The sequence below is a fragment of the Rhodococcus sp. IEGM 1406 genome, from assembly GCF_030056745.1.
Classification (GTDB): Bacteria; Actinomycetota; Actinomycetes; order Mycobacteriales; family Mycobacteriaceae; genus Rhodococcus_F; species Rhodococcus_F erythropolis.
Genome location: NZ_JASHKO010000007.1, coordinates 81,470 through 94,957, shown reverse-complemented (window position 1 = coordinate 94,957; position 13,488 = coordinate 81,470). Strand labels below are relative to the sequence as shown.

General features: G+C 62.9%; 14 protein-coding genes. 6 read left to right on the top strand and 8 right to left on the bottom strand.

The window, feature by feature from the left end; translation table 11 throughout:
• The first annotated feature begins 36 nt into the window (after window positions 1–36).
• A complete protein-coding gene (locus QM596_RS27145; RefSeq protein WP_283310353.1) occupies window positions 37–1,008 on the top strand; it encodes a saccharopine dehydrogenase family protein in 972 nt (323 codons plus the stop codon).
• Here the strand turns inward: QM596_RS27145 and QM596_RS27140 are convergent.
• From QM596_RS27140 to QM596_RS27120, 5 genes are all read right to left on the bottom strand, one after another.
• Window positions 955–2,247: a YcaO-like family protein gene (locus QM596_RS27140; RefSeq protein WP_283310351.1), complete on the bottom strand. Its 1,293-nt coding sequence runs from the start codon at window positions 2,245–2,247 to the stop codon at window positions 955–957. The two genes, QM596_RS27145 and QM596_RS27140, sit on opposite strands and share 54 nt — an antisense overlap.
• Window positions 2,244–3,584 (bottom strand): YcaO-like family protein, encoded by a 1,341-nt coding sequence (locus tag QM596_RS27135; RefSeq protein WP_283310350.1) that lies wholly within the window; start codon window positions 3,582–3,584, stop codon window positions 2,244–2,246. Before QM596_RS27135 ends, QM596_RS27140 begins: the two co-directional genes overlap by 4 nt.
• Window positions 3,577–5,007 (bottom strand): CocE/NonD family hydrolase, encoded by a 1,431-nt coding sequence (locus QM596_RS27130; RefSeq protein ID WP_283310348.1) that lies wholly within the window; start codon window positions 5,005–5,007, stop codon window positions 3,577–3,579. The genes QM596_RS27135 and QM596_RS27130 overlap by 8 nt, the downstream gene beginning before the upstream one ends.
• Window positions 5,004–5,816 (bottom strand): hypothetical protein, encoded by an 813-nt coding sequence (locus tag QM596_RS27125; RefSeq protein WP_209910768.1) that lies wholly within the window; start codon window positions 5,814–5,816, stop codon window positions 5,004–5,006. The genes QM596_RS27130 and QM596_RS27125 overlap by 4 nt, the downstream gene beginning before the upstream one ends.
• Before the next feature lie 94 nt (window positions 5,817–5,910).
• On the bottom strand, window positions 5,911–6,099 hold the full coding sequence (locus QM596_RS27120; RefSeq protein ID WP_003943543.1) for a streptamidine-related RiPP repeat protein: 189 nt from the start codon (window positions 6,097–6,099) through the stop codon (window positions 5,911–5,913).
• Window positions 6,100–6,191: 92 nt separating this feature from the next.
• Here QM596_RS27120 and QM596_RS27115 point away from each other — a divergent pair, with 92 nt between their 5' ends.
• From QM596_RS27115 to QM596_RS27095, 5 genes are all read left to right on the top strand, one after another.
• Complete coding sequence (locus QM596_RS27115; RefSeq protein ID WP_209910774.1) at window positions 6,192–7,451, top strand: MFS transporter; 1,260 nt, start codon at window positions 6,192–6,194, stop codon at window positions 7,449–7,451.
• Window positions 7,452–7,535: 84 nt separating this feature from the next.
• The gene (locus QM596_RS27110; RefSeq protein ID WP_209910777.1) at window positions 7,536–8,603 is read left to right on the top strand and encodes a FecCD family ABC transporter permease; all 1,068 of its coding nucleotides are present in this window, start codon (window positions 7,536–7,538) and stop codon (window positions 8,601–8,603) included.
• Window positions 8,600–9,394 (top strand): ABC transporter ATP-binding protein, encoded by a 795-nt coding sequence (locus tag QM596_RS27105; RefSeq protein ID WP_020968054.1) that lies wholly within the window; start codon window positions 8,600–8,602, stop codon window positions 9,392–9,394. Before QM596_RS27110 ends, QM596_RS27105 begins: the two co-directional genes overlap by 4 nt.
• Entirely contained in the window at window positions 9,391–10,371 is a 981-nt protein-coding gene (locus tag QM596_RS27100) for an ABC transporter substrate-binding protein (RefSeq protein WP_283310345.1), read from the top strand. Before QM596_RS27105 ends, QM596_RS27100 begins: the two co-directional genes overlap by 4 nt.
• 4 nt (window positions 10,372–10,375) lie before the next feature.
• On the top strand, window positions 10,376–11,062 hold the full coding sequence (locus tag QM596_RS27095) for a SagB family peptide dehydrogenase (RefSeq protein WP_283310344.1): 687 nt from the start codon (window positions 10,376–10,378) through the stop codon (window positions 11,060–11,062).
• A gap of 1 nt (window position 11,063) precedes the next feature.
• Here the strand turns inward: QM596_RS27095 and QM596_RS27090 are convergent, their stop codons facing one another.
• From QM596_RS27090 to QM596_RS27080, 3 genes are read right to left on the bottom strand one after another with little or no spacing between them, the layout of a single operon-like run.
• Entirely contained in the window at window positions 11,064–11,357 is a 294-nt protein-coding gene (locus tag QM596_RS27090; RefSeq protein WP_283310343.1) for an SHOCT domain-containing protein, read from the bottom strand.
• The gene (locus QM596_RS27085; protein WP_283310342.1) at window positions 11,354–11,806 is read right to left on the bottom strand and encodes a DUF6325 family protein; all 453 of its coding nucleotides are present in this window, start codon (window positions 11,804–11,806) and stop codon (window positions 11,354–11,356) included. Before QM596_RS27085 ends, QM596_RS27090 begins: the two co-directional genes overlap by 4 nt.
• Before the next feature lie 3 nt (window positions 11,807–11,809).
• Window positions 11,810–13,459, bottom strand: coding sequence for an MFS transporter (locus tag QM596_RS27080; protein WP_021332682.1), 1,650 nt, complete (start codon window positions 13,457–13,459; stop codon window positions 11,810–11,812).
• Window positions 13,460–13,488: the final 29 nt, after the last annotated feature.

The following is a 13,488-nucleotide window of genomic DNA, read 5'->3' as shown; positions in this document are numbered from 1 at the left end:
CTAGAGTCGAACTCTAGCGACTCGGGAGGCGAAATAATGACGAAGGTTCTTGTACTCGGCGGCTACGGTGCCGTCGGGATTCCCTTGATGAAACAACTCGCGAAGGTCCCCGAAATCTCCGCGTACTCTGCCGGGCGTGATCGTGCTCGCGCTGACGTCGTCGTTGATCTTAAAGAACCAGGCGCGTATTCGGCTGCGGTTCGAGACTTCGATGTGGTGGTGAATGCCTCGGGTTTCGAGGATGTTCGCCTGGCAGAAGAAGCGGTACGCAGTGGGGCGGCATTCGTCGACGTCACGGCAACCTCGAACTACTGCGAAGAATTGGAAGCGGTCGACGGACCCGTCCTGATGGGCGTCGGATTGGCACCGGGATTGACCAGTGTCCTTGCCGCCGAGGCGCATCGACTCGGCGGGGGACCCGTGGACATCGTGATCGGCCTCGGCGGCGGAGAACTACACGGACCGGCCGCGACGGCGTGGACGTACGGGATGTTGGGAACGAGGTTTCCCGATCCCGACGGGCGATCGATCCGGAACTACACCGGGATGAAGACGTTTCGGATGCCGGCGGACGCGACCGGGTACCGATCCGGTCCTGCTGTGCGGGCAGACTTTTCGGACCAACATGCGTTGACGCGCGACCTTGGTGTTCCGGTCAGAACGTACCTGCGATTGGACACGTCCACCGCGACGCTCGGGCTTGCGGCCATGACGTGGGCGCCCGCCCTCCAGAAGGTAGTGCCGAAGAAGCTGTGGGGCTCGGATCGTTGGGTTGCGATGGCACGAACGGATACCGGCCCGGCGCTGTGGGTTTCGGGGCGTAGCCAGTCGGCCGCGACGGCAACCATCGCCGCGCGTGCCGTGCAGGTGATTCGAGACAGTGCAATCTCGAAGCCGACTTGGTTTCACGCGGTGGAGACCGCAGAGTCGTTACAACTGGCAGTTCCGGAACTGTCAGTGCGGCAATGGGATGGTACGAGGCGGACGTCCGGCAAGACCGTCGACTAGTCGGGGCGAGCCGAGAAACGGCAATCCGGCGGCCGCATTGGTGAGACAACCGGGTACGACGACGCGGACGACATGCAGGCCAGTACGGAGAACATCAGTAGTGGTGAGGTCGACCCATGCCGGCCTGAAACCCGAGCCTGTCAGTGCGCTTTCGGTGTCGATGGGTGACGTCAGAGAGTCGAGTTCCACCTCGCCGACAACGGCACCTGCCAGCTCACTCTCGAATCGTGCTTGGATCTCCGGGTCCAGGTGGAGCTGCAAGTGGCATCCGTAGTCCATGACGTCGGCAAAGTCCGATCGGTAGACGTCCGCGTAGCGTCGGTCGGCTCGCCACGGCGCAAGCGGGCTGGTCGGGGAGGCAGCGGCTAGACCGATGCCGCTCTCCGGGTCGTCGTAGTCGGCGGAAAGCAGTTGCAGCTGAAGCGCTTCGCCGAGCGACTTGAAAGCAGCCGTCTGCGCTTCTTCGTGGCAGGCGGTACCCATGGTCGAGTATCCGGTGAGTCGGTCGTGGACGAGGGCGCCGAGCACCGGGATGCCGAAATCGCTGTCGAATGACAACCACCTGGTCGAGAGGCTGCCGTGATTGCCCAAGCGGCGAAGCACCTCGGGGATGCCGGTGACTATCCGAACGCCGCGTCTTCCAGTCCAGGAAAGCGTCATCGCGTCGCGCTCGACTATCTCGCGCACTGCATTCCGTATCGCGAATTCCGTCGTGGGACCGGCGGCGAGACCCGCCTGAGCTACTGGAGAGATCGCCGGACCCGTCCGGGCGACGAAATGAGGATACGAACCCCAGACGAGTTCGGCCGGTACCCAGATATCCGAACCCGTGATCAGGTCGACTCCGAGAGTCCAGTCCAATTCGAGATCGTCGGTTGGTTCGACGAACGGGAACTGTGGCTGCGCGTACTGGGCGGCGTCGAAACGCGCGAGTTGTGACAGGTCGATGCTTGCTCCGATCAACGCATCGGCCGACCCGCGGACGATCGGTTTGGCGACGATGTTCCCGCAATATCGTTCCACTGCTTCACCTATCGCGGCAGCGGTAGGCCGCGCACGCTCACCTAGATCGAAGCAGTATCCGGCACCCGCCGAGTCGCTGGACCAGGGTGAAAAGCGTGCCGAATCGCAGACATACGAGTGAATCAGCTTGAACTCCGGCGGAAAGTGCGGGGGAACAACGGCGTCGACCAACTCTCGAATGATCCCAGTTCGGCGGTCGACGAGCAAAGACCTCATGCGAGAGGGACCGGCAGATGCAGATGGGTGGTCGATGCGCTGGTCAATCTGCTACCTCCAAGAAGGGGAAAAGCTGCCGGCGCATTGTTGTAGAGGCCGGGAGACAGGACGCGGACGACGTGCAACCCGGCAATCGAGATGTCGCGGGTGGTGAGATCGACGGAAATCGGTTGGTGCCCTCGAGACGTCAGAAGGGCTACCAGAGAAGCAAGATTCACAGGATCTTCGTCGGGAATCTCTGATACCGAGCGTGTTTCGGTGTAGTCGAAGAGGTGCTCTTCCGCAAGGTGCGCCATCACGGGGTCGAGATACAGCTGGGCGACGGTCGGCAGATCGACGACGTCCTTCCACTGCGCATCGAATTCGTCTTGGTAACGACGGTCGGCCCGAAAGGGTTTGTACAGGTGCGCCGGCAGCGTTCCGTCCGCCACGCTGCGCCAGGTCGGCCCGTCGGGGTCGGCGAGATCGATCGTGATGGCAAGTACGGCGTACGCCTCGACAAGCGCCTTCGAGACTGCCGCCTCCACCGTTGGTCGACAAGCTGTGCCCAGCGCGACCAATCCACGTCGGTCATCCCGGATCCACACTGCGGCAACGGGAATGCCGAAGGGGGAGGGAAGCAGAAGCACTCGAACGCTCCGAGTGTCGCTCTCCAGATCCCCGAGTTGGCGGTGCACAGGTAACCGCTCCCAGTCGGCGAGTTCGATTGCCGGCTGTGACCGGTCCCCGCACCACCACAGTGCGGTGGCATCGCGTTCGAGAAGTTCCAGCAGAGCTGACATCTCGGCCTCGTCGCGTGAGCGTCCCGCGGCGATTCCGGCGTACTGCAACGACGCGATCGGTGGTTCGCCGCGACGGGTGCCGGTGTAGTACCCGAGATAGGTCAGGGCGGCCGGCACATAGGTGGGCACTTTTTCGTCCATGGTGTGACCCAGCGCCCAGCGGATTTCCAGAGCCGATGTGAAGGGAACAAAGGGGAATCCGGGAAGGCGGTACTGATCCTCGCTGTACAACGCAAATTTCGCCGGATCGACGACCCGTGAGCCTGCCAGTTCCAGCGCTGACGCACTACTGCGGATCAGATCTTCGGGGACCACGTTGCCGCAATATCTTTCGACTGCCTCACCGGTTGCAGCCCCGCGAGCTGCTGCGTCGTCGCGTATCGAAGCCCCGAATCCGTAAGGGTCCGCGCGAAACAGTGAACCGCTGCCGCCGAAGTTTCTGGTGTCGGCCACCCTCGCGGCCCAACCGACCCAGCCCGTCGGCATGTCCGAGCGAATGTGTGGTTCCAGTGAGGTCAGCACGCCGCTTCGGGCGTCGACCAGCAAGTCATCCACCGGCAGTTCCTCCGAGTATCGGCAGGGTCAACGACCCGGAAAATGATTGGTGCAGTGCGGTACTGCGTGTTCCTCGATAGCGATCACCGTCTCCGAGATTGCGTGCGAGCCGTGGGAAGTCCGAGCCGGCGATCCGCAGTGTCAAGACATCACCCGCGCGCACAGTGTGCAACACGGGATCGAGATCTATGGTCAACGTGCCGGAGCAAAGGCTGACGCCGGCCCCACGAGCGATCGATCTGGTGACTCCGGCGCTATCGACGATGCTCAGCTCGACGATCCAGTCAGCTTCGCCCTGGGGTGAATGTACTTTCAGCTCCACCGAAGGCATTCCCGACAGCACACACTCGACCTCCATGTCGAAAGTCCAGACAACACAGTCGTTTCGGCCCTCGTCTGCGTGGTGCGTGAAGTTGAAAGGCGCCGTCCTCGGGTCTGGTTCGAGACGAACGCGATTCGCACCCGTGACATACGGTTCGGTCGACCAATCGCCTGCACCCCGGTCGAACACCCGATTGATGGTCACGGGCCGCGCCGAGAATATCGATTCCATCCACTCGACCTGAAGGCGGCCGAAACTTGTCTCGCCGACCCTTCCAGGGCGGAGGTCGTGCGCCCAGGGGCCCACGATCAAACTCTGCGGCCCGCGCCCAACGGACGTGAAGTGCCGCAGTGTCTCCCGAATCATCGCATCGTCCCAACCGCCGATGTGCAGCCCGGCGATGTCGAGTTCGGAGAGTTCGTCCGCGGACACCAGATCATCGCCACCGAAGTCTTCGCGTTTACAAGCGCGAAGGATCGGCGTCAACCAGCCCGGTGAATCGGAGGTCAGGCCGACCTCCTCGATCATCGACTGCACCGGGAGATGTTCCAGCAAAGACGAATCCGAACGCATCAGTTCAGGGATGAAACCCTCACGAGAGGAAGACGAATCTCCGTGCTCGCCCCACCACGCCAGATGCTCGGCGAGGAGAAGTATCCCCGAGGGATCACGTTTGACGCGGTCGCTTCCGATGGTCGGCACCTTGGAGACGACGCCGTCTACACGAAATGACCGATCGGCGCTGTTGGTCTCGGCAGCAAATGCCCAGGCGGTTCCGGCCGCATACGAAGCCCCGCTTGCGATGACGCACTCCGGTGTCCACGGCTGATCCTGCAGCCACTCGGCCAGGGCGGCGCTGTCCTCGCGCTCGTGGACGTACGGTACCCAAGATCCGGTGGAATCGTGCCGTCCACGTACGTCCTGACAGATGAAGGCAATTCCTCGTGATCGCCATTCGAGCCCCTCCGCCAGATGCCATCCACGCCCGTACGGGGTGCGGATCACGATCAGTCCCCGCGGTGAAGAATCCGGTGGGAGAAGCACATCCGTAGCCAACGAAGAACCGTCTGCCGCCGGGATCTTCACTCCGAGTGAGATCACCGGAGCGTCGGCGCGGGTTCGAGAACGCCGCCGGGCAGTGGTAGCACGGGATGGCGAGTCATCATGAGGGTTCGCGGATTCATCCGGATCTGGTGGTGAAGGTGTGATGGCGGTGCGCCATGTACACCAGCCACGACGTCCGAACATGCAAGCGCACTGGCCATTGCGGCTGCGGTGGGTTCAAGTTCGAGCGGGCGAGGTTCGCTGCCGGCGAGGTGATTCCACAGTGCCTGCAGATGATTCGGGACGCGCGACGCGGCAAGCCGTCGACCGCAGACGTCCCGGTAGCTTGCGCTGCCGATACCGTCGAAGAAGGGTCCGATGCAGATCTCACCCAGCTCCGCGTGGACGGTTTGCCACGGTGTTTGGTTTCGGCGGCACCAGGTATCGAGTTCCGACCACTCGTCGTGAGGAGGAGCCCCGGCAACCGACAGTACGAGGTCCGACGACGCAACGTCGTCTTCGATTGGCGCAGTAGTGGATACGACCTCGAGATGCGGAAGAGCCTTGGAGAGCAGGGCGATGCAAGCATCGGCAACGGGCCCGATCCCGTCCATCAGCACACGCTGTGGGCGCGGAATCTCCGGCGCTTGACCCGGAACAACCAGCACGCCGCGAGAGACGAGGGCGTCGGCGATCTCGATAGCTCCCGGGCCGAGCACCGAACCAGAGCGCCTGAGAAAGTTGTCGAGTTCCGCGAGGTCTTCGGCCGGCGCGCCGATCGTGACCGCGTTCTCGTCCGGTGTCAGGTAATGCCAAGTGCCGTCCGGGGTCGGATACAGCTGGTGTCCGTCGGCGAGGGCGTACACGGATCTCCTTGTCGGTGCCCGCACCCGACGAGTCGGATGCGGGCGGGGTCATCGGCAGATCAGACTGTCGAAACAGTCTGGATCAGGGGAGGTTTCAGCTCTGGAAGCTGAACGGGTTGTCGACGAGGGCGTTGGTGCCCACACCCTGCAGGGCGTGTGCGGACGTTGCCTCGGCAACCGGCTCGAAGGTGAACGGGTTGTCGACGAGAGCGTTGGTGCCGACGCCCTGGAGTGCATTGGCCGGAGCCGAGTTGGAGACGCTGTCGAACGAAATGTTGCTCATTGTCATCCCTTCCGTAATGGAAACCATTTCCATTACGATGCCACCGTACGAAAGATCGCCACGGAGAGCAACAGGTACAAGAGAGTGCATACATGAGCGAGACCCCGACGACGGGATCCGTCGAAGCGCAACCACATGTCTTTCGGGACAGATCGTTTCGATTGTTCTTCACGGCTCGTACGATTGCCGTAGCCGGTGCGGCGGTCACCGGAGTGGCCATGCCGATCCTGGTGTTCGACATCAGCCGGTCTCCGTTTCTCACCTCGCTCGCGGCTGCGGGGACGGTTCTGCCGTATCTCGTGTTCGGCTTGTTCGCCGGCGCCGTGGCAGACCGAGTCAACCGACGGACGGTCATCCTGTGTGCGCAGGCCGTTGCTGCACTTGCCTTGGCGAGTATTCCGGCAGCGCAGGCACTCGGCGTATTGACGGCGTGGCATGCCGTCGGCGTATCGATGTGCATCGGAACGTGTTTCGTGTGGTTCGACGCCGCTGCTTTCGGAGCGCTGCCTGCTCTGGTCGGTCGGCAGAGGATACCGGCGGCCAACAGCGCGCTGTGGACGTCCAGCACGCTGATCGATGTTGTCTTTCCGGCGATAGCCGGCGTGCTCGTGGCCTCGATCGGCCCGGCCTACGCATTGGGTGCTGATGCACTGGCTTACGTACTGGCCGGGCTGGCCATGGCCTCGATCGGAGCCTCGTTTTCGATTACTCCTGCGGCGCCGAAGAAGTCGGGAACCGGAATTGCGCGTGACATACGCGAAGGCCTCAACTTCCTCTGGCAGTCGCCGCTTCTGCGGGCCTTGACCGGCGTCGGCTTCGTCAATTCGCTGACGCAGGGTGCGGTTACGGCTCTCCTCGTCGTGTACGCGTCCGAGAGGCTGGGGATTGCGACGTCGAGTCCGATGATCGGTGCCGTGTGGACGGCCGTCTCCGTGGGTGGAGTGGTCGGCGCACTCGTGCTTCCACGGCTACCGGCGCGGTGGCCGGTCGGGGCGATCACGGTCGGGGCGCTGACCATCGGCCCGGTGGTGCTGTTCGTCGTTGCGACAACCGGCAATACCGGCGCCGCGATCACGGCGCTCGTCGTCTACTCCGGCTGTGCGACCGTCACCATCCTCAATGGCATCGGTGCACGTCAGCGCCTGACTCCGGATCGTCTGCAGGGGCGCGTGAACACCACGGCGAGGATGGTCGCCTGGGGTGGTTCGCCGGTCGGCGCCTTGATTGCCGGGGCAATCGCAGGACGCTGGGACATCGGCACTGCCTACCTCGTTGCGTGCATCTTTGCGCTGGTCGGGGCGCTCTTCGCGTGGGCGAGCGCGCTGCGGACCGACCCTTACCCGCACAGATGAGCATGTGACTATTAATGAAAACGACTGTCGTTATGGTTAGATCCACCTGTTCATGACTGCGAACCCCACCTACTCAGGAGTGCGATGACGCTGACCAGCGAGGCAGCACGACGAGTGCCGTCGCGTCCACATCCCGTCGGCGAGCGCGGGTACGTCCCGTTTCTGTTGGCCACGGCGGTTGTGCTTGTCGCGGTCTCCACCGTCGCGGTGTGGTCGGGTGCCGCGTCGGTGTCCTTTGCCGACGTGTTCGCGGTGTTGTACGCGCACGTCGGCGGTCCGCCGGTCGACCCGCTGCTCGATCGGATCGTGTGGGGATTGCGGGTACCGCGCATTCTGATTGCGGCATTGGCGGGCGCCGGATTGTCGTTGGCCGGCGCCGTGCTGCAAGCGTTGGTGCGCAACCCGATTGCCGATCCGTACATTCTGGGCGTGGGTTCCGGAGCATCCTTCGGTGCAGTACTGATCATGACGACCGGCATCGGCACCGGCCTGTCGATCGGTGTCCCGGTGGCAGCCTTCCTGGGGGCCATGGTCTCCCTGATCGCGGTTCTCGTACTGGGTCGGCGAGAGGGAATGCTCGTCCCGCTGCGCATGGTCCTGGCCGGAGTTGCCATCGGCTATCTGCTCTCGGCTGCAACAAGTTTTGTGCAGTTGCGCGCCGATCCGAGTCAGCTTTCGGGAGTGCTCTTCTGGTTGCTGGGCTCGGTGAGCGGGGCCAGTTGGTCGGATCTCGGTGTGCCCGCCGCGGTGATCACCGTCTGTGCGGCAATTCTGTTGACACAATCGCGCCAACTCAACGCGTTGGCCATGGGAGACGAGAGCGCGCAATCGGTCGGCGTGGACGTGCGCCGTACCAGGTTGCTACTACTGGTGATCGCGTCGTTGCTGACCGCGGTTGTCGTATCCGTCGCCGGGGGAATCGGTTTCGTGGGGCTGCTCGTGCCGCACGCCGTACGACTTCTGGTCGGTTCCGATCACGGCAAGCTACTCCCCGCGACCGCGTTGGTTGGTGCCACCTTCCTGGTGATCGTCGATCTTGCGGCTCGGATGTTGGATGCGCCCAACGAATTACCACTCGGGATCATCACCGCCGGATTGGGTGCACCGTTCTTCCTCTGGTTGCTTCGACGGGACGGCGGTGCGCAGTCATGAGATTGTCGGCCAGCGGAATTCACGTCGTTCGGGGCGGACGCCTCGTGGTTTCGGGTGTAGACCTCGAAGCGCCCGAGGGAAGCGTGGTCGGGCTCGTCGGGCCGAACGGTAGTGGAAAGTCCTCGCTCCTTCGCGCGTTGTATCGCTCGATGAAGCCGCGAAGCGGAATCGTGAAGGTGGACGAGGTGAACGTGTGGGACGATCTCTCGCCACGATCCGCAGCACGCATCATCGGTGTTGTGGGGCAGGAGCATTCATCCGACTTCTCGTTCAGCGTCCGCGAGGTGGTGGCGACGGGCCGGACGCCGCATCACAGCGCATTCTCTCGACTCGGTGAAATCGACCGGGACATCGTCAGTGCCGCACTGGCGCGAACCGGTATGCACGGCTTCGGATCACGACTCTTCGCCGAACTGTCCGGCGGAGAAAAGCAGCGTGTGATGTTGGCCCGGGCGATCGCTCAACAACCTTCGGTGCTGGTCTTGGACGAGCCCACCAACCACCTCGACATCCGAGCTCAACTCGAACTGATGGAATTGGTCGCCGAACTCGGTACTACGACGATTGTCGCGATCCATGAACTCGCTTTGGCCGCAGCGTATTGCGACTACGTCTGTCTGCTCTCCGGCGGGGTAGTTGTCGCGACAGGACCAACGGCCGAGGTCCTCACCGAGGACCTGCTGTCCGAAGTATTCGGGGTTCAGGTGCATCTCGGCACTCATCCGTTGACCGGGCGTCCCTTGCTCTCGTTCGCCCCTCCGCTCCTACACACGAAAGAAGCAGTGTCTTGAAATCCTCGATACGTACTGCCGCGCTGTTGTGCTCGGCCGTTACCGCCACTGCAGTACTGACCGCATGCGGAAACTCCACGGCGGATTCGGCGGCGTCGTCGTCCGAGAAGATTTCCGTCACCAATTGTGATCGCGAGGTCACGTTGCCCAAGACGGCGGAGCGGATTGTCTCGCTGTATCCGTCGATGACGGAGCTTCTGATTCAACTCGGTGCCGCCGACCGCATTGTCGGACAATCGAATACCGACCTCTCTCCTCCCAGTCCCGAACTCGCGGATCAGTTCGCGGCCGTGCCGGTACTGAGCACCGGAGTTCCCGCGAAAGAAGCATTGCTCGACGCCCGTCCGGATCTGATCGTCTCCGACGGGGAGTATTGGTTCGACGGTGACCGACTGCAGAGCATGGACGAATTGCGTGACCTTGGCATCCCGATCTTCGTGAACAGCGGCTACTGCCACAAGGCGGTCACCGAGGGGCGGATCGACGACGTCTGGTCCGACATCGACGGTCTCGGTGCCCTGACCGGAACAAGTGACGAAGCAGCAACTCTCCTGGCAGATGGCAAGAAGTCGCTCGCAGAAACCGAGGCGTCCGTGGCCGGGAAGGAGCCGGTTCCCACTGTGATGGTTCAGGTTTCGGAGGGGCAGTCCTACGCTCTGGCGAGGGGCCTCTACAGCAGCGTGCTCGAGGCGGCCGGGGGAAAGAACCTCTACGAGAGCGACCTTCCGGATGGGAAGTACTTCGGCCAGGTAGCCACCGAATCGATACTCGCGAAGTCGCCGCAGGCAATTCTTGTCGTTTACTCCACCGAGTCGGCTCGGGAATCCACACTCGACGCTGCTCGCACCGCATTTGCCGGGACGCCTGCCGCGACGTCGAATGCGATCTTTGCCGTCCCGGAGGCGTGGTTCGCCGGTGAGTTGGTGTCGATCGACGGAGCTGCCGAGGTATCTCGCCTGCTGCACCCGGGTTCGTGAGGTCTTGACCGCCCTCGAGCGGGTCGAGGCCGTCGTATCGCTGCATGCTGCGCTTGACCGGACGGTGGCTCCGTCGGAGCTACCGTTCGACGAGGGCGCACTGCCCCCGGTGACGTCTGAGTTCGTTGAATTACCGGCGCCGACGCAACTGCCGGCCCAGGACTTTCCGGATATCTTGCAGGCACGACGGAGCCACTACAACCCAGCGCAAGATGCTTTGGGAATCGATGAACTTTCAAATGTGCTGCACCACAGTCTGGTCAGCAGCCCGACGGCCGGTGGGATGCGCGAACTGACGCTGTCGTTTGTTGTCAGCCAACCCGGACACTCGCTTGGAGCCGGGGTGTACCGGTACATCCAGGAAGGCCGTGCTGAGGCCGTTCGGCCGGGTGACGTAAAAGGAAACCTTCGAGCGAGCCTTCTCCAGCCCGAGTTCGTCGACGTGTTCCCGGTTCTTCTGTTTGTGGTCGCCGACGTGGAAGGGCCGCTCGAGAAGTACGCAATGCGGCACTACCGCACGATGCACGTGGATGCCGGTGTGCTGGTTCAGAATCTGTACCTTGTGACCGAGGCGATGGGACTTGTGGGCTGCGCCATCGCAGGATTCACGGATGCCCGAGTGGCATCTCTGTTGAATCTCGCGACGACGCAGCTTCCCGTCATGGCTTTTGCACTCGGGCGGCCCAGCTAGTTCAGGCGAGGATGCGCGCCTTCTGGGTCTCGAACTCGGCCTCCGTCAATACGCCGGCATTCTTGAGTTCGCCCAGCTTGGTGAGCTGTTCGAGCTTCGCGTCCATCGACATTTCCGATTCTGCCGGAGCTGCCTGCGGCGGGAGGGGCGGTAGATCGGGAATCGGCGGCACCGGCTGGACCTGCGCTGCGCGGGCCTGATCTTCGGCAGCCCAACGGGTCCGCTGACGGCGCTGAACATTGCCGTGAATGGAGCTTGCGACGGCTACCTGGCCGGCTCGCCTCAAGAAACTCATGCGTCCTTCTCCGTGGTATCCGGTGCGGTGTTGTCCAGTGCAGCAGCCAGTTCGTCCACGCTCAGGTGACCTTCGGTGACAACCTTTGCGCCGCTGCGGGTCCAGGCCTCGATGACCGGCAGTATTGCCAGTTCCTCGTAGACGAGTACGGCGGCAACACTTCCGGCAGCCAACTCTTCACCAACGGCAGCGATGTCGCCGGCGTCGAGCAGTCCGGAGGCAGCGCCGTCGAACTGCGCCAAATCGAAATCTGCGAGTTCGAAGGTGGACGCGGGTACGACGGATACCGTTCCGTCGGCGGCTTTGGCGACGAACTCGAGGTCGAGGATGCGGATCACTCCGGAGTCGACGAGAGTGAGCAGCTGCTCGAATCCCGCGGAGGTCGGTGCACCGCTGGGAAACTCGACGGCAACGTATTCGATCGGACCGAATTGGTCTTGGTTGGACATCGGTTACTTCTTGCCCTTCGTGGGTTGCGGTTCTTCCAGAGCAGGTACTTCGTTGGGCATGCGCCCGGCCGGAATGATGGCGAGCAGAGAGAGCCCGGCGAGTACGAGCAGCGAGGTTCGCAGTGCGCGCAGGCGCGCTTCGGTGTTGATCCGGATGGCTTCGTCGATCTGTGCCTGTGTCGCGGAGGTGTTTTCGAGCGTCACGACGAGTTGATCGTTGGGGACGAAGTTGACCTGGTCGAGATTGATCCCTGACTCGACCTTGAGCGATGCCGGGATGGTGGGGTTGTCGATCAGCTGCGAGCTGACGAGGGTACCCAGGATTCCGACGGCGAACACGCTGGCCACCGCGATGCCGACGCTCCCGGACATGTTGTGTACCAGTCCTCGCCAGGCGCCGACGTCACCGGCCAGTTCCTTGGGAGCTGCGGTGAGGAGGGTGTTGAACACCAGCGCAACGATGGCGCCCTGCCCGAGGCCGAGGGTGATCAGGCCGATGACAACAAAGATCTGATGCCAGTCACCACGAATGGTGAAGGCCAACAGGATGAGTCCAGCGGCAACAACGACGAACCCGGCTCGTGCGATCAGACGCGGGGAGTACGTCTTGTACAGGCGCGCGACGACGGTGCTCGCGATGAAGATCGAGAGTGTGTACGGGATGATCGAGAACGACGTCTGCAAGCTGCTGCGGCCCTGGATGATCTGCATGTACAGCGGAATGAGGAAGTTGGCCGCGGTTCCCACGAACATCATCGTCGCCATGCAAATCGTGGTGGCGCGCTCGGCGCCGGTCTTGAGGACGTCGAGGTTGAAGAGCTGAGGCTTGTTCTGCGCCTTGCGGCTTCGCGTCCACTGGAAGAATCCCTGCGCGCAGATGGTGCCGAGGACGATCAGGATGGCCGCGGGTGAAACACCGATGACCGAGAACGGCGCAGCGTCGGTGGCCAGGATGACGCCCCACGAGTTCAGGCCGCTGAAACCGAAGCTGAGCAGGATGACGGCAACGGCAGCCAGTGCGGCGCCGGCCCAATCGATGGTGATGTCCTTCTGCGGGGGAACAGGTTTGACACGGAAACTCAGGACCAGGTTGACCACGGCGAGCGCCACGACGAGGGCGAAGGAGTAGCGCCACCCGATGGTCGTCGCGAAGGAACCGGCGATGAGTAGTGCCAGCACACCGGCTGCGGGGATTGCTGCTGCCAGGTAACCGATGGCCTTTGCCTGCTGATCGCCATTGAAGTTCGTGGCGATGAAAACCGTCAACGCGGGGGCGATGAGAGCGATCACGGCGCCGGACGCGGCTTGCGCCACGAACAGCATTGCCGGGCTCTGGCTCAGAGCGACCGCAGCCATCGCGAGACCGTGAATCGCGACGGCAATCTGGAAGACCAAACGCGTCCCGTAGCGGGCGCCGATCTTGGCGCCCAGCAGAATGAAGGCAGCCATGGCAAAGGTGCCTGCGGTGATCGCGGTGCCGACACTTGTTGCAGGAGTGTCGAGATCGGTGGTGATGCCGGCCATCGAGACGGTCAGCGCATTGACGGCGAACGACGCCTGAATCTGCGTGAGGACCACCACGATCAGTGGTAGCCAGGAGGCGGTGGTTACGGCGGCCGACGTATCGGCTGCGCCAGGCTTTACGGACATCATGGGTCACGCCTTCCTCGACACTGCGTGTA